Raw genomic sequence first — 17,030 nt, 5'->3', positions numbered from 1 at the left:
CGCATGGATCTTTCGTCCTGTGTCTGTTATATATAAATGAACATCATATTCTTAGGGAGGTATGTTTGTGAGCAGGGGAAATAAGAAGACTAAGCAAGTGGTAGGCGGCGTGGTGTCGATGGGGTTAGTGGTTTCCGTGGTACTTAGCGGGTGCAGCACAGATAAGAAAGATGAGCCAACTGCCACGGGCAGCTCCTCAGCAGTTCCTAAGGCGACTACAGCAGTCGAGCCAACCAAAGAGTTAGTGAACCTGAGTTGGTACATGCGTAAACCGATTGATACGATGAAGGATCAAGAGGCGATTGAAGCAGAAGCGAATAAAACGTTTAAAAGCGCTGTCAACGCGAATCTGCATATCAACTTTATCGACGCAGCAAGCTGGGAAGACAAAATGAAGCTGATGTCAGCCTCCGGCGAACCTTACGACCTTGTTTTCACCTCGAACTGGACGAATGCCATCGATATCAATGTGCAAAAAGGCGCGTTCCTGCCACTGGACGATCTTTTAAAGAAATATGGGCAGGATATTCTTGCAAAAGTGGATAAACGTGCTTGGAAGTCTGTTACGTATAATGGCAAGATTATGGCGATTCCAGGTCAGGGACCTTTTACCACGCCAAATGGCATTGTGTTCAAAAAAGATTTGGTGACGAAGTACAATCTGGATTATAAGAAAATAAAGAATTTGCAGGATCTGGAGCCCTATTTAGAAACGATTAAGAAGAACGAGCCTACGTTAACGCCTTTGCTGGTCACGAAAACAGCCTCTGCACCAGGTGATTTTGTTGCAGAGCATACCAATGTAACCAAAGGGATCCGATATGATGAAAAGGCAAACCAACTGGTCTTGGAAACGGACATTCCCCAATTCGTCAACAATTATCGCACCATGCACAATTATTATGTGAAAGGTTATGTAGCCAAAGATGCGGCAATCAAAACGGATTACACTGCTGAAGCCAAGTCCGGGAAATATGCGGTGATGCGTGATTCCGGCGGATATACGGAGGATGGTTCGAAATCGACAGCGTTGTTTGGGTTCCCAACCGTGGAATCGCTTGCATTTTATCCCATCATATCAACAAGTAATATGGTAGGGGCGGCAACTGCTATCTCCAAGACATCCAAGAATCCAGAAAGAGCAATGGAACTGCTTAATTTGGTCTGGAAAGATAAGAAGCTGTCCAACACGCTAGCTTATGGGCTAGAAGGAAAGAATTACACGGTTAAATCCGGTGCTGGCACAGATGCCATGTCTATCGATGCGAAGAGCGGAGCAGAACAAACCTGGGCCATCTGGCATAACTGGCTGGGGCCACTGTGGGATCAATGGGATTCAGGTTGGAACTCGAGGGCATCCCTAGAGCAAATGCAAAAAAATAATAATGAAGCCAAAACATCGTCCATCCTCGGATTCCTTTTTAATGGGGAAGTCGTGAAATCCGAAGTTGCTCAAGTCAATGCTGTATATAATGAACTGCAACCCATTTTATATTCAGGAGCGATGCCTGATTATGATAAGTTCATGGGCGATTTGAAGCAGCGATTGAAAGATGCTGGTTTAGAGAAAATTAAAGCCGAAGTTCAGAAGCAACTCGACGCTTGGAAAGCGCAAAACAAGTAATGGAACATTGGAACCGGGCAACTTCGTTACTCGGTTCCAATTTCATATGCAAACAATGGAACGGAAGCGTGAGTTACTATGCGGGAAGCTGCTTGAACATATAAGGGAGGCTAATAGCCATGACGACAACAATTCAAGCTATCGTATTTGAACGTGTAAACGAGGTGGGTTTCGGTACCTTTACGCTGCCTGACATGAATGAGAATCAAATGCTTGTGAAAACACGCTATACCTTTGTTTCAAGTGGAACGGAAACGCGCGTCTTAGGCGGGTATTATGGCGCTGCCGACAAATTTCCACTTATTCCAGGTTACACGGCTGTTGGTGAGGTGGTTAGCGTAGGTGGAAATGTAAAGGGGTACCGCGTTGGTGACATGCTGAGCTACAATCCGCAAACGAACCTGAAGGAGATCAATTCGCAATGGGGAGGGCAGGCGAGTATGCATCTGGTTGGCGTGGATCAAAAGCCAATGCTGCTGCCCAAAGGATCAGATCCCTTGGACTATGTCGTGAGCCCGGTGGCGGCGATCAGCTTGCGAGGCGTCATGGCAGCACAACCGCAACGTGATGAATGCGCAGTGGTCATCGGACAAGGGGTCATTGGGGCTTTCTCTGCGGGCTTTCTTGTCAACAAAGGCTGTCGGGTGATCGCTGTTGATCTTTCAGAAGCTAGACTTCAGCGTTCATTGAGCTATGGTGTTCACGCATGTGTCCAAGCTTCTGACCCCGATGCCTTGGAACGAATACTTGCCTATTGTGATGGCGGTGCCAACATTGTGGTGGAAGCTTCGGGCTCCCCACAGGGTGTAGCGCTTGCTCATAAGCTAATTCGGAAAACGCCAAATGTGTTTCGGGATCCGAAAACCTATTACGTAAACCCTATTTCAGGTATTGTCGGTCATTGGCCGCGTATCGTCTATCAAGCCACTTACATAGACAAACTTAGCCTTGATCCCAGAGTCGATTTGAATTCGGAAGGTGTCCTCCTTCTGATGCCTGGGGACCGAGGAAATGAAGATCGATTGAATGCGATTGAAGCGATTCGAAGTAAAGCGATTGATCCTCGTCTTTATATCGATCGCGTCGTCCCCTATACAGAAGCGGCGGCCGCTTATGAACAATTGCGTTTACACCCGAATGATGTTTTCTCGGTTGTATTTGATTGGGCTTAATACAGATAAGAAGACCGAACAGCTAACAGTGTGATCTGTTAACATGCTCGGTCTTTTTCTCACGTCTTTAGAACTCCAAATTGTTCTTCGAATCTGCTAAATGCTTCATATTGCTCTTTAACGCGTATTCTTTAGGTGTTACGCCAAAATGCTTCTTAAATAAGCTGAAGAAATACGTTTCATTTAAAACGCCTACTTTTTCTACTATTTCACGCACACTGATGTTATTTTCGCTCAGTAATTCAGCTGCTCTCGCGAGTCTTGTTTCATTAATATAGTCAGCAACGGATACCTGTTTGGCATCTTTAAACAAGTTGCCTAGACGTCTTTGGGAGATCTTCATCATGGTGGCAATGGACGCTAAACAAAGCGAAGGATCTTGATAGTGAGTCTCAATGTAATCCGATACGGTATCTACGACATAATGATTTAACTTTTTCGTTGGATCCCCTGGCACGGTTTGTAAAGAATCTTTCATCGCATCCAGGATCGTTTCATTGATGCTATCTAACGTCTCTTTCTCCATGAGTTGAAGCGAAAAGCTGGAGAGATCGATCAACAATGAAGGCACTCCGGGTTCTGAGCTTGATTCTAATGTTTTTTTCATTGTTTCTAAGAGCCGAAAGGTCGAAGCCAGTGCATTGTAGTAGTTAAGTTGGCGGATTTCATCAAATACCAGTCTCATTGCGTCTTCAATCTCAGATAAGTTGCGTTTGCGTAGGACTTCTTGCAAGTTTTCTTCTAACTTCTTAGCATATCCAGTTTTGGTGTTATCTTCATGAAGAAGCGTGATCTTTGAATCCAGAATTGATTGATGACCATAATGAAAGCGATATACCGTTTGATCCAGCGATTTGTTGTAGAGGGTATACAACGACTCAACCGTATTCGATAGGGGACTGATGGATGCTGTAAATGTAATTTTATAAAACTGTTGGACGTATTGTTGGGCCTCTTGAATCAGTGCTGTCACGGTAGTTTCAATAGGTTCATCCCCTGGAGATATGCTCAGGATCAGGACGACGTGGTCATCTTTGAAGTCTAAACCTTCATTTAAATAAGTCCGGGAAATCCATTCCGAGGTAATGTTGATCATCGCATAGCGAATGGTTTCCCTATCTTTGGAAGAAAAACGTTGCTGGAAATCCTTGTAATTATCTATTTTCAAAAGTAAAACAGCATAGGATGTGTCTAGAGGCAAGGCGATCTTCATTTCTAGAAAAATGCGTTCCAGCTCGGTGGTATCCAATTTCAAATTTTCCGTGAGGATACGGTTTAACCAGTAGTGTTTCATTACATCGCCGTATTGGTAGAGCTGTTTATCATATAGCTTCAGCTTTTCCATGGATTGCTTATATACATAATCTAAATAAGAAATTTCATCGCCCCTGCCTCTTTGATCAAGAGGACGACCAGATGATATCGTGCGCACAAGATTACCGATGGGACTGTAGATTTTACGAGAAATACTGACAGAAATAACGATAGCCATCACAAGAAAAATGAGCGTAATAAAGATAATGCTCGTCTTAAAACCTTGAATATAGCCGTAAACCTCTAGCGTAGGTTGAATCTTTAATAAGGTCATATTAATGCTATCGATATACAAGTAAGTAACTAAATACTGTGTATCGATATATTTACTCCTGAACGAACTTTCAGCTTCCGCAGATAAGGATTCTTTGGTGTGACGTTCAACCTCATCCTTCAACCACTTCAGTTTGGCGGGATCTTCTTGGTTGTCATCCTCGTTAATGTAGTTTCCATTGGGGTCGAGGATATAAATATTGTTTCCTTTCTGTCGATCCACCATGTTTATTTGCTTAATGTTGCCTAGAAGCCATTCTGGTTTCACATTGATAACCACTGCGCCATTCGGGTTTTCAGCTCTCGTGGCCGTCTCATACATAAAATAGGAAAGAACGCGTTCGCTTTTGTTATCACCATTCACGACTTTATGAATATCCCGAAAAATGGGTTTTAATTTGGGAAGTATTTGATCTGATTTAAATAACCCTAATACTTGAGGATCATCGAAAAATATGGGCGAGCCGGCATTGTAAAATTGATTCAGATTGCGGTTATATACGCTGATGGAGTGTATGTAGGGATAGGAGGAGTTAAGTGAGTTAGCGACGTTATTTATGCGTGTGATGACATCAACCATATTCTCTTGCTCGGCATACATAATGGAAGTAATGTCGTTATTTAAATAGAGGGACTGGGTGAGACGACTTATGGTTTCATTCATGAGATTTGTATTGTATTTGACTTGAAGCAGTATTTTTTTACTGTTGTCGGATTCCTTGGAGATCATTAAACTTTGGGCATTTAAATAAATAATGACAGACAGAATGCCTACGATGAGCAGCACGGATGCGCTGATCCACAAGACGATTTTCAAAAGAAACTTTTTCGAGGCAAATGAGGTTAATTTCATGAATGATCTTACTCCTTCCATGCCTTGTAGAAGTGAGAATACCTTATACAAAAGTAAAAGTAAATAACATTTGCGAATCTTATAGTAATCAACATAAATCATATAGTTCCATAAACGCCCAACACACAAGAAATAATGGATTTGCGCTGAGTGTCAAAAAAAACCTTTCCCCCTATCCATAGTTGGATGTGGAAGAAAGGTCTTATTTCATGAATTTAATGATTGAATAATAGCTTATTTTTTCAAGTCCAAACGAACATCGCGACCATCATCTTGTACCGATAACTCTTTACCAGCGGCTTTTAAGGAATTGACGTGATTCACCCATGCGTCGAGCATGATGGCGCCATCTTTCCAATCCTTCACTTCACCAAATACCGTAAAGCCATCTCCACTGCCAGTAGCCATGAAATCATTGGTTGTCACTTTAAATGTACGGTCTGTATTAAACTTACCATCGACATAGATCGGAGTGCCATCTGTCAAAGTGATTTTGGAATATTTTTCACCGAGAGGCTTCGTGTTATCCCATTCTACCTTCAACCCTGCGAATTGAATCGCTGGAAGACTTGTATACTTGTCGGTAACTTCGAGTGCTTTTTTAATTTGCGCAGCAGTCATTGTACCCGTTACGTTGTAATTGCCAAAAGGGAGTACTTCAAACATTTCGCTGTAAGTCAGCTCACCTTTATCAATATCCGTACGAATACCGCCAATGTTCGTGAAAGCAATATCGGATTTCTCAGAAGCGCGCATCGCATCCGTGATGCTGTTGCCTAACTGTGTTGCGCCGTCGCGGTCAGCCCCGCCATTAACTCCAAAACGGAAAGACTTCCGATTTAGCGGCTCTGCCACTACGACTTCTACTTCGCCGGATTTCCCTGATATTTTGGCTTTATAATCTTCAACTGTTTGGTGAATTTCCGGGTCAGCTGTCGTTAAATTGGTGTATGTTTCTAGCAAACTTGCATTAGAGGAAACGACTTGCTTGGTCGTTTTGTCCACAAACAGTTGAATGTGCCCAACCGCATATAGCCAGCTTTGAGCTTCAACAACAGGAATGCCATTAACAATACCAGCAACGCGCATGTGCGAATGACCACCAACAATTGCATCTAAGGTGCCATTCCCTGTCCCTTTTGCTAGATCCGCAAGTTCACTAATGATTTCAGCGGACTTCTGGTTCTGCTCACCTGGCAGGTGGGAGGTAACCATGATGATATCGACGCCTTTCGCGCGAAGCTCATCCGATAATTCTTTTGCCAAAGGAACTGGATTTACAAAGGAAAGACCTTTAATGTTAGTCGATTTCGTCGTTGTCGTCGTTTGAGGCGTTGCGAAGCCGATGATGCCGATTTTCAGGCCATCTTTTTCAACAATGACATAGGGCTGTGTCCAGTCAACGCGTTTACCTGTTTGATCATCGATAATATTAGCTCCGAGAATAGGGAACTTGGCTTTCTTAATATTGTCGATTAGCACATCACGGCCAAAATCGAACTCATGATTTCCAATAGCCGCAGCATCATACTCCACTTGCGCCATCGTATCCATGACGGATTGACCATTCGTTGTATTGGAAATCAAAGTACCTTGCCAAGCGTCACCGCCGTCAACAACGACTGTCCCTTTTGGATTCACAGCACGGAAATCGGACACGATACCGCCAAATGTTTCGATGCCGCCTTGACCTTGATTACGCTTTTTATCAAAGCCGACTTCGATTTTACCATGAATATCATTCGTTGTTAGAATATCAACCACTTTAAATAAAATAGGTTTAAGCGCCTTAGCTACTTCATCACGCGTTACTTCAGCAGTCGGATTAAAGTTTCCATCGAGCGTAGGCGTGAAAATTCCGCTAATGACGGCATAAGCGACATAAGGTCGAGAGTCTTTCGAGATAGAGGCAGCGTCTTTGAAATAATTCAACACATTCTCGTTCACTTGAGGCAATTGTCCGCCAGTTACGACTTTCACGATTAACTCAGCAAGCTCTTGACGAGTCACGGCAGCATTTGGATGAAATGTACCATCCGCAAAGCCGCTAATGAGTTTGGCTGCAACGGCATTAGCAACCGCTTGTTTCTGCCAAGTCGCAAGGTCCGTGAACGCAACCGAACTAGGATCTGTGCTTTGCAGCTTCGCAGCGCGGTTAATCATCGTAATCACTTCAGCGCGAGTAGCGGCGTTTGCACCACGATAGTCGGTATCTCCGTAGCCCTCCACAACACCGTTATCAATGGCAAGACGCATATCTGATTTCATTGTAACGGATGAAGATGGGGTTGCTGTTTCAGCAAATGCTAGAGAGCTAGCAAAAGAACTAGTGAGAACGGTTACAAGTGCGAGCGCTGTTAGGCGAGTAGTGAATGTTTTTTTCATGTGTTAAAAATTCCTCCTACAATTTAATAGAACGTTGGTTAATAACCCATCTATTAGTATATAGGGAATGCTAGATTTTGAGAAGTGAAGAAATTATTAACTATTTTCCTTCGCTAAACTCATTTCCACACACATCAGAATAAATGCACCAGCGCCATGCAAATCGTTCTCGCTCGTAGGACGGGCGATGTAGTGAGCGTAGTCCCCGATCCCGGTGCCAATACAAATGTTTCCAATGACCACGTGACCGTTCTCATCGAACTTCAGTGTATCAATAACGCCTTGATACCCTTTCCAAGCATAGGTCAAATACTTCGAATCCAAATAACCGAATCGCACAGCTTTGGCAATGGCATGCACATACAAAGCTGTACAGGAGCTTTCCAGCCAATTATCCGGGGCGTCCCCTTTGTCCACAACCTGATACCATAAGCCAGTGGCTTCATCTTGATAAGGGAGTAAAGAGATGAGCAAATCTTGGAGAATGCTCGTCAGTTTAGCTTTATCTTTGTGGTCCGCAGGAAGGTATTCGAACATCTCCAATAAGGCGACAGGGTACCAGCCGATTGCGCGTCCCCAGAATTCCGGAGCTAGGCCAGTCTCGGGGGCAGCCCATACCGCTTTTTTGGTTTCATCCCAACCATGGTAAAGCAAGCCGGTGTTAGGGTCCTTGGTGTGTTTTTCCATTAGAATAGCTTGATAGGTCATCATGTCAAAATAGTCGGCTTCGCCGAAGGTTTTACCGAACTGGGTCGCGATCGGTCCAGCCATATATAATCCGTCTAGCCACATTTGATTCGGATAACGTTCCTTATGCCAGAAGCCGCCAGAAGGGTTGGTTTTCCATGATTTTAAAAGAGGAACCAGCGTATATAAGGCTTTTTTATATCGTTCATCACCTGTTTGCTCAAGCAGATTAAAGAGCAGTACACCAGGCTGAATATCATCAAGTTCATCCGGGTTGTATTTTTTGATACTGCCGTCAGCGAGAATCTGACTATCTACCCATCGTTTGATATACGTATAGTAGGTATCGTCGTTCGTCTCCCGCCAGCATTTTTCCATACCGGAAAGAAAGACGCCTTGATGATAGTGAAACCGGTCAGGGGGAAGCTGTTCGGGTTCAAATTTGGCCATTAAAGCTTGGCAAGCCGCCTCTGCCCACTGAATAGGGGGTAGTGCTTCTTGATTGGTAGTAAGGTTATGGATATTAGGTTCTGAAGCCTGCATTGGATTCATTCCTCCTTCGTTTATATAGCTATCTTAGCAGAGGAATATGTACATTTATTGCGGAAATCAGTAGTTTCTTCTTATATCTTGCAGACTATGAGCAGGGGGGTATAATAAAAAGCATAACCAGACGAGAGGCGGAGATGAAGATGGGTGATTTTCAATTTGATAACGGTGAAGGATCCTTCACTGTTTCCTATCGAAAAGCGCTAAGTCACAATATGCCGGTCAACCATTTTCACAGCACGTATGAAATTTTCTATTTGATGTCCGGCAAGCGGACTTTTTTTATAAAGGACAGGACGGTAATCATTGAGGAAGGGGATGTCGTTATCATCGCTCCCAATATTCTCCATCGGACGACCAACACAGAAATGCCCAAGCATGAGCGGCTCATTGTAAATATTCATGAGAGTCATATGACCTCGGTGAATGATGTAAAACGGGACGTTTTTCAGCCTTTATTTGAGCATGCCTACCTGATTATCAAATGTCCGCTGCACGACAAACTTGCTATAGAGTCGCTTGCACGATCCGTTATGCAGGAGATGCAAGAAAAGAAACCTGGCTTCGAGATGTTTGCGCAGACGCTGGTGCTGCAGCTTCTTATTATTTGCTGTAGGCATGCTAAACAACATGAGTTGGAACCACTAGAGCCTCCGAGTCCCATGTACGAACGGATTTTGGAGGTTGTACGGTATATGAACACCCATTACATGCAGGAGCTGCCGCTGCACCTGTTGGCTGAGAAATTCTATGTCAGTCCCTATTATTTAAGCCGGTTCTTTAAAGAAGCGACTGGCTTTACCTTTGTCGAGTATTTGAACAGCGTTAGAATTAAGGAAGCAAAAAAACTGTTGGAACAAACCCCGATGAAGGTGAGTCTGATTGCCAAGAAAGTTGGTTTCGGCAGTGTCACGCATTTTGGACGCGTATTTAAGTTAGTTACGGGACATGCCCCGTTGTTTTATAGGAAGGATAAGTAGGATTAGTAATCTGGTGAGGACGACTTGTCATGATTGCCCTATATCTATGTCGCATATACCACCGAAATAAGCTGTTAATTTGTTATAAGATGAGGATGACAGGTTATTAAAGCTAGGAGGTATACAAGGATGACCACACTCGCAAAAAGCACACCATGGAAAGCCAACTGGATCTGGGGAGGATCTGAGGAAAGTCCACGCAATCAATGGCGCTGGTTCAGAACTTCGTTTATTTGTCCGCAGGATTTGGGAATGCTGGAGAAGGCGATCTTATGGATCACAGCGGACTCTCGCTATGAAGCTTATATCAATGGAAAGCGGGTCGGAAGAGGCCCTGTTCGATACTTTCCAACGGATATTTTCTATGACGCCCATGAGGTAGGGCATCTTCTTCGACGTGGTGAGATCAATACAATTGCCGTGGGAGTGATGCATTTTGGCGTCTCCAATTTTCAATATTTACGAGAACGTGGCGGATTGCTTGCACAATTAGATGCGTTCGTGGGCAATAACGAAATGACACTTGTGCACACAGGCACCGATTGGCGAACATCTGTACATGCCGGACAGGACCCGGCCATCTCCCGCATGTCCTGTCAGTTAGCTTTCGCAGAACGCATCGATGGCAGAAAGCTGGCGGAAGACTGGACATTGTCGGCTTATTCCGATGAACAATGGGAGCAAGCTACCGTCATTGGGCCAGCAGGTGTGGAGCCTTGGGTGCGGCTAGTGCCGAGGGATATTCCGTACCTGACGGAGGAGCCGGTTCTGCCTACGCGCGTGATCTCATTAGCTAGAGTGGTCCCTTATCAACTTACGGCTTTTATCGATACGTATCATTTGATGAAGGCGCCTGGTGAAGAAAATGCCAACCGTATCTTCTTCTGTGGAGCTTTTGCAACCATTCTCCGCTTGGAAGCGGAAACGGAAGTGAAGATCACACTCCACGTCAGCGGTCTCGACGTCGTTCGATTAGGAGATAGGCTTTATACGGCAGCGGAGCTGGAAGTAGAGGCGCCGCTTAAGCATATTCGTGCTCAATTGCCAGCAGGTGACCATCTCTTGCTGTACACCGTATATGGCCCTGAACATGGTCAAAGTAACCGAATTGGCGTTGATGGGGATACAGGGATTACGTGGAGATCGCCTTTTGGGGCTGAAGAGGACGGCGAGCCGATGTCTCCGTTCGTTCGCATTGGTCCCTCTTTTACCTACACAAGTATTGATTATATCGATCAGGATGATCTATTTGCCTCGTGGGAAGCTGAGAAAGTCCGCTTCGCAGAAAGCATCGATCCGTTGACGAGCTTGTCAGATGTGCTTGCTGCGGGTTACCCAGTTGAAGGTGTTCCTCATAGCTTAGCAAATGGAGAGGATGCCTTCATGCCGCAGTTCGCCAAGCGTGAATCAGAGGTGTTCTCTGTTCCAGCTAGTCTACAACGCCTTGCGATCGCTTCCACAGACCCGGGTGTGGTGCCTGTGTTCGAGGGTGGAGACACCGAGTTTATACTCGATTTCGGCAAGGAGTGGAGTGGGTTTCTCGAATTTGAACTAGAAGCCGAAGCGGGAGTCATCATCGATTGGTACGGCATCGAATATAGGAAGGACACATACGTTCAGCATACGTTCGGGTTGGATAATACACTGCGGTATGTGACCCGCGAAGGTACGCAACGTTACGAATCCCCGGTTCGCCGAGGGTTTAGATATCTGATTGTCACCGTGCGTGGCGCGACGAAACCGGTGTTGATTCGTGATGTCCGGTTCGTTCAGAGCAATTACCCAGCTCCCGAGATCGGTGCTTTCAAGAGCTCCGATTATAAGCTCAATCAGATTTGGGATATTTCCAAGCACACGACGAAGCTCTGTATGGAGGATACTTTTGTCGACTGCCCGGCTTACGAGCAGGCCTTCTGGGTAGGAGACAGTCGCAACGAAGCGCTCGTCAATTATTATACGTTTGGCGGAACAGAGATTGTAGAGCGATGCCTTCGGCTAGTTCCTGGCTCCGAGTTTCAGACGCCATTGTATGGCGACCAGGTACCTAGCGCATGGACGAGTGTTATTCCGAACTGGACGTTTTTCTGGATCGTGGCTTGCCGCGAATATGCGGAGCATACAGGAAATCGTGTTTTTGCAGCGGATATGTTACCCAAGATGTTGCTGACTTTAGAAGCGTATCTGGAACGACTGAATACGGATGATTTATTGGATATGAAGGGCTGGAACCTACTCGATTGGGCGCCGATGGATCAACCTAATGATGGCATTGTCACACATCAGAATTTGATGCTAGTGAAGGCATTGCAAGAGACGGCCGCTATTGCAGAGCTTGCAGGAATGCCTCTAAAGGGTGCCGTGTGTATCGAAATGGCGGTGCGCTTGAAAACAGCGATCAATCGCCATCTCTGGAGTGAGGAAAGGGGCGCATATCTCGACTGTATTCATCGGGGAGGTCGACGCTCGAGCATTTTTAGCATGCAGACACAAGTAATGGCGCTGCTCGTGGGAGTTGCGGAAGGGGATCGTGCTGCTTTATTGAGCGAATACTTGACTGCAACACCAGAAGGATTCGTGCCGATTGGCAGTCCGTTTATGTCTTTCTTTTATTACGAAACGTTGATGAAATCTGGCCACGTACAGTGGATGCTCGACGACATGCGAGAAAATTTCGGCTTTATGCTCGATAACGATGCCACGACGTGCTGGGAAATGTATGGACACACGACGATGAACCGTGCGAATGCCAATGACTTGACCCGCAGCCATTGCCACGCATGGTCCGCTGCTCCAGGGTATTTCTTGGGAGCTTATGTGTTAGGAGTGCGCCCAGCTGCACCGGGCTGGACAAAGGTAATCATTGAACCCAACATCGGCGATTTAAGTTGGGCTAAAGGAACGGTACCGCTGCCACAAGGCGGGTGCATAGATGTTACATGGAAAGCCGACAATGGGCAGATGGTTTCGCTTATTGTTACAGCGCCTGAGCATGCCGAGCTGGATATTCGTGTTCCAGAATCGTGTGCGGTTAGTATCCGACGAGTAAGCCAACTCTTGGAATAGTAACTTAGAAGACGACTATTAATTCGATACTGAATTAATAGTCGTTTTTTTGAACTCGACGCTACTGTAGGTAGCGTCGTCGCATTTGCTCACACGTAACTCGAAAAATGAGACTGTCGATTAATTCTCAAGCGTTTGTCCTACAATCGATTTTTATGAATGGGCTCAAAGCAAAAAATATAAAATCGATTTAGAATGACCTGACAGAACGTTTCTCTACTCTACAGCTAAATTTTGCACCCCTGAAATATTTAATCGACAGTCTCAAAATTCGAGTTAGGGGATGAGCAAGGAGCGAAGGAGCTGCTTCTTCTATTTCTAATAAAATAAGGTTGACCCGAAGTAGAAGAATCTACTAAAGGCCAACCTATACAATGGCATTCATAACGATTAGCTACTCATTTGGTGACGCGGGAGCGGGATCTTCTTCGGCTGCAGCAACTTCATCATTCGCTTGGTCATTCACTTCACTGGTCTCTTCATTAACCTCGCTAGTTTCCTTGACTTCTTCACTCGCTTCTTCCGTAACGCTGTCGCTTGAAGTCTCACTCGCAGCGGCATTCACACCTGCAAGTTGTTGAAGCGATTCTAATCGGCTGCTCAAGCTTTTAATTCTTTCATCTGCTTGGTTGTTAGCGCCAGCTAGTTGCTGGGCATGGCGAAGCAAAGTTTTTACTCTTTCAATTTCGGCTGTATGTGCCATCGTTATGTTGCCTCCCCATAGTCTCTTTCAATTTATCTAGCACCAAGGAAAACTATCATCCATAGAAAAGTGTATACTTTTCCACGTATGACTACAAGAGAAATTAGTATAAATTCGCCTAATGCTTAGGGAGGATGACCGCGGTTCGATTATGGTAGAATAGTTACAAAAGGCAGGTATTCTGCTTTCATCATTGTTTACATAGGGGAAGGAGCTCGACGATTGACTACCTCAAAGAAAACAGTAAGAATTTGCAATAAGGGACATAAATACTATAAAACTACTGACTGTCCAACTTGTCCGACTTGCGAACAAGAGCTCAAGCCGGAATCTGGTTTTCTTTCCACACTCTCAGCACCTGCCAGACGAGCATTGGAGAACAATGGTATTACAACTGTGCAACAGCTATCAGGCTACAGCGAAGCGGAGATTCTACAATATCACGGCATGGGGCCAGGTTCATTACCCAAACTTCGAGCTGCCTTGCAGGCGAACGGGTTATCTTTCAAAAGCGTGGATTGAAGAACGCTTACGCTTTTCTTTTTGGTCAAAATACATTGGCGGCCCTACGATGAGCGGAGGCCGCTTTTATGCTTTTTTTTATGGCGGTGGTCATGGTTAGTTTCTTCCTGATTTTGTAACAATTAAATAGGGGAGATACTTGGTTTTGATATATAATAAAAAAAGACCGTACGGTTCGGTTTTTTTATTAATCGCAAAAGGGGGGAAAGAAGATTCTAACTAAAAAAGCTTACGTTCTCATGGTGACCGTGTCCGTGCTATTCATTGTGTACGTTTTGTACGCCAACTTTATTCATGATCCGCAAGCAAGCAACTTTCTTAGCCATAAAACTGCGCTTAAACGAGCTCTAAATACGGCAGTCTGGCTAAAGGTGATGAATGTCCATATTATTTTTGCATGTACGGCTATGATTGCGGGGGCTGTTAATTTCTCATCTTCGATCATGAAGAGACACCGCAAGTTTCATCGAGTAAATGGTTATTTTTACTTGGTATCGGTACTTATTGTTGATCTCACTTCCGGTTACATGGCGCCATATGCGACTGGCGGGAAGGCAAGCAGCATGGGATTTAACTTGATGAATATTGTGTGGTTGGTCATGACGATTATCGCCATTGTAAAGATTAGGAAGAAACAAGTGAATCAACATCGCAAGTGGATGACGCGAAGTTATGCTTTTGTTTTTACTAATCTCACGATTCATGCCTTAACATGGCTGCTCCATCAGGGATTCGGACTTGCGTATATCACCAGTTATACGATTTCGGTGTACGGATCGATCTTATGTCTCATGCTGGCCGCTGAGCTAGTCATTCGCATCGTTTTTAGAAAGGAGGCATTCTGATGCATATTCAAGTGGTACTATTTGATGGATTCGATTTGATGGATGCCATAGCCCCTTATGAAGTATTCGCTGCCGCCGCGATGTATGCTGGGGGAGACATAACCGTGGAGCTCGTATCTGCGGAAGGGAAACGATCGGTACCGAGCGGTATGAAAGGACCAGCGATTGAAGCTGAAGCTGCCTTAGATCCGACCAGATCGGGTATTATTCTTGTTCCTGGCGGATCAGGCAAGCCAGAAGGAGATTCGGATGATGCTGTTCCGAACATTCTAAAGTTAGCCATGGAGTCGAATTTAACCCCATTAATGAAACTTGCTTTGGAGAATGAGAAGATTACGGTGGCGACGGTATGCGGGGGTTCGTTGGTGCTTGCTATGGGGGGCTTGTTGGAAGATCGCTATGCGGTTACGAATCATTTGGGTATGGCTGCGTTAGGAGCCACAGGTGCAATACCCATTGCAGCAAGAGTTGTCGAGGATGGACACCGATTGGTAAGCGGAGGTGGTGTGACATCAGGGCTTGATGTAGCGTTGTACTTGGTGGAGCGTGAACTCGGACCTCAAATTGCATCTGCCGTGGAGAAGTTGTTTGAGTACGAACGCAGAGGGACGGTGTGGCGAGCACAAGGCAGGGTACCCATTAACTTCACTTCGAGTTCGGAAGTTGTTTCCCAAGATTTCGAAGAGGCGTCGCACGAAGATTCAGAAATAAACGGCACATGGCAATCGGAGATTGCAACACCAATAGGCAAAATGTCTGTTTTGTTTCATATTTCATTGAAAGATGGATTTGTTAGTGGCACAGCAACGCAAGGTGATGAAGTTGCCGAATTCCTCAATCCAACTTGGGATGGTCATCGATTGACTTGGACGCAGAAGGTGAAGAAGCCGATGAGATTGAATTTGAAGTTTGAAGTAACCGTGCAAGGTGACACTATGCGTGGAACAGCTAAAGCAGGCATGCTGCCTGCCTCGAAGGTTGCAGGACGACGCTGCTAATGAGCCTTGTAGGTCATGAGCAGCCGTTCAATATGTTGTGTGGCATAAGCAACGTGACGGTTGTCCTGCGTTAGCCTGCTGGCCATTATGCCGCCTTCAATTGTGGAAAATATAAAAGAAGCAACCGATTCCAGGACCATCTCCGTTTGAAATTCGCCTGTACGTACCCCTTGAGCCAGTAAGGATTGGATGAATCCCAACATGTGCGTGTAAGCACCCACAGCAGGGTCCCGAAGGACGGGGAAGGAGTGATCACTTTCAATCGCTGTATTTAAAAAAGGGCATCCACCTTGGAGAGGCGGGTTATGGACGGTGTCACGGTACACCTCGCACATGGCTACAATTTTGCCGGTTGCTGTGTCCTGAAGCTCGATAGCGGCTGAGAAGTGCTCCCAGAGTACGTGCCCAGCGTATTGAAAAGCTTCTAGCGCAATCTCCTCTTTGCTGGTGAAGTTGCGATAGATCGCTCCCTTGGTTAAACCAGTTGCGGCCATGATATCCTGCATTGTCGTGCCTGTGTACCCTTTATCATTAAATAGAACAGCCGATTTCTCAATAATTCGGAGTTTCGTTTGTTCACCTTTGCGCATAATACGAATTCCTCTCTGAACAACGATTGTCCCTCAATTATAACACAATATAACCCCGTTCACTGCCCCAGAGGGTGCACCATCGGCGGAAATAAATCCATTAACAAGTCACCCCACATTTTTCCAAAATAATGATTGCAAAGGATTCGAATCCGATGTAAGATACAAATATCGGAAAGCAAACGCTTACATAACACCATCATTAAACCGGTTTAATACCGAAGCGCCGAGAGTGAATTGGTTGCCGAATATCTCTTGATTTCTCGATCTCTCGTATTTCACGACTTCTCGACTTCTCGATTTCTAGTTTCGCGGAGACTTCTTAGGTAGTTTGTCTGAGTGAAGGCAGTTTGCTGAGCAATGTTACACGTATTTAATGAAGCGCTTACAAACAAGATTAAAACGGTTTAACCACATACAGCTTGGACATGTAAGCACCCCTATTAAACCGGTTTAAAGTTATTTTGCCTTG

12 protein-coding genes are annotated in these 17,030 nt (G+C 45.1%); 7 read left to right on the top strand and 5 right to left on the bottom strand.

Features of this window, described 5'->3' with window-relative positions; genetic code table 11:
• The first annotated feature begins 67 nt into the window (after positions 1–67).
• Positions 68–1,624: a DUF3502 domain-containing protein gene (locus J2736_RS14335; protein ID WP_310499279.1), complete on the top strand. Its 1,557-nt coding sequence runs from the start codon at positions 68–70 to the stop codon at positions 1,622–1,624.
• 119 nt (positions 1,625–1,743) lie between these two features.
• On the top strand, positions 1,744–2,796 hold the full coding sequence (locus J2736_RS14330; RefSeq protein ID WP_310499278.1) for a zinc-binding dehydrogenase: 1,053 nt from the start codon (positions 1,744–1,746) through the stop codon (positions 2,794–2,796).
• 67 nt (positions 2,797–2,863) lie between these two features.
• Here the strand turns inward: J2736_RS14330 and J2736_RS14325 are convergent, their stop codons facing one another.
• From J2736_RS14325 to J2736_RS14315, 3 genes are all read right to left on the bottom strand, one after another.
• Positions 2,864–5,236, bottom strand: coding sequence for an AraC family transcriptional regulator (locus J2736_RS14325; protein ID WP_310499277.1), 2,373 nt, complete (start codon positions 5,234–5,236; stop codon positions 2,864–2,866).
• Between the two features lie 234 nt (positions 5,237–5,470).
• Complete coding sequence (locus tag J2736_RS14320; protein WP_310499276.1) at positions 5,471–7,621, bottom strand: 5'-nucleotidase C-terminal domain-containing protein; 2,151 nt, start codon at positions 7,619–7,621, stop codon at positions 5,471–5,473.
• A gap of 96 nt (positions 7,622–7,717) precedes the next feature.
• Positions 7,718–8,851 (bottom strand): glycoside hydrolase family 88/105 protein, encoded by a 1,134-nt coding sequence (locus tag J2736_RS14315; protein ID WP_310499275.1) that lies wholly within the window; start codon positions 8,849–8,851, stop codon positions 7,718–7,720.
• Between the two features lie 149 nt (positions 8,852–9,000).
• Here J2736_RS14315 and J2736_RS14310 point away from each other — a divergent pair, with 149 nt between their 5' ends.
• Both J2736_RS14310 and J2736_RS14305 read left to right on the top strand, forming a co-directional pair.
• Positions 9,001–9,837 carry an AraC family transcriptional regulator gene (locus tag J2736_RS14310; RefSeq protein WP_310499274.1) on the top strand — a complete coding sequence of 279 codons (837 nt, stop codon included), beginning with the start codon at positions 9,001–9,003 and terminating at the stop codon, positions 9,835–9,837.
• A gap of 129 nt (positions 9,838–9,966) precedes the next feature.
• On the top strand, positions 9,967–12,900 hold the full coding sequence (locus J2736_RS14305; RefSeq protein WP_310499273.1) for a family 78 glycoside hydrolase catalytic domain: 2,934 nt from the start codon (positions 9,967–9,969) through the stop codon (positions 12,898–12,900).
• 394 nt (positions 12,901–13,294) lie between these two features.
• On the opposite strand, the gene J2736_RS14300 is transcribed toward J2736_RS14305, so the two are convergent.
• A complete protein-coding gene (locus J2736_RS14300; protein ID WP_310499272.1) occupies positions 13,295–13,603 on the bottom strand; it encodes a hypothetical protein in 309 nt (102 codons plus the stop codon).
• A gap of 222 nt (positions 13,604–13,825) precedes the next feature.
• Here J2736_RS14300 and J2736_RS14295 point away from each other — a divergent pair, with 222 nt between their 5' ends.
• From J2736_RS14295 to J2736_RS14285, 3 genes are all read left to right on the top strand, one after another.
• Complete coding sequence (locus J2736_RS14295; protein WP_310499271.1) at positions 13,826–14,125, top strand: RNA polymerase alpha subunit C-terminal domain-containing protein; 300 nt, start codon at positions 13,826–13,828, stop codon at positions 14,123–14,125.
• Positions 14,126–14,364: 239 nt separating this feature from the next.
• Positions 14,365–14,970 carry a DUF2306 domain-containing protein gene (locus J2736_RS14290; RefSeq protein ID WP_310499270.1) on the top strand — a complete coding sequence of 202 codons (606 nt, stop codon included), beginning with the start codon at positions 14,365–14,367 and terminating at the stop codon, positions 14,968–14,970.
• The gene (locus J2736_RS14285; protein WP_310499562.1) at positions 14,967–15,968 is read left to right on the top strand and encodes a DJ-1/PfpI family protein; all 1,002 of its coding nucleotides are present in this window, start codon (positions 14,967–14,969) and stop codon (positions 15,966–15,968) included. Before J2736_RS14290 ends, J2736_RS14285 begins: the two co-directional genes overlap by 4 nt.
• Here J2736_RS14285 and J2736_RS14280 read toward each other — a convergent pair.
• On the bottom strand, positions 15,965–16,558 hold the full coding sequence (locus J2736_RS14280) for a TetR/AcrR family transcriptional regulator (RefSeq protein ID WP_310499269.1): 594 nt from the start codon (positions 16,556–16,558) through the stop codon (positions 15,965–15,967). The genes J2736_RS14285 and J2736_RS14280 overlap by 4 nt on opposite strands.
• Positions 16,559–17,030 lie beyond the last annotated feature (472 nt).

This window comes from Paenibacillus qinlingensis (assembly GCF_031455095.1).
Taxonomy (GTDB): domain Bacteria; phylum Bacillota; class Bacilli; order Paenibacillales; family NBRC-103111; genus Paenibacillus_E; species Paenibacillus_E qinlingensis_A.
The sequence above is the reverse complement of the archived record's forward strand: the minus strand, read 5'-3'. Positions and strand labels throughout refer to the sequence as shown.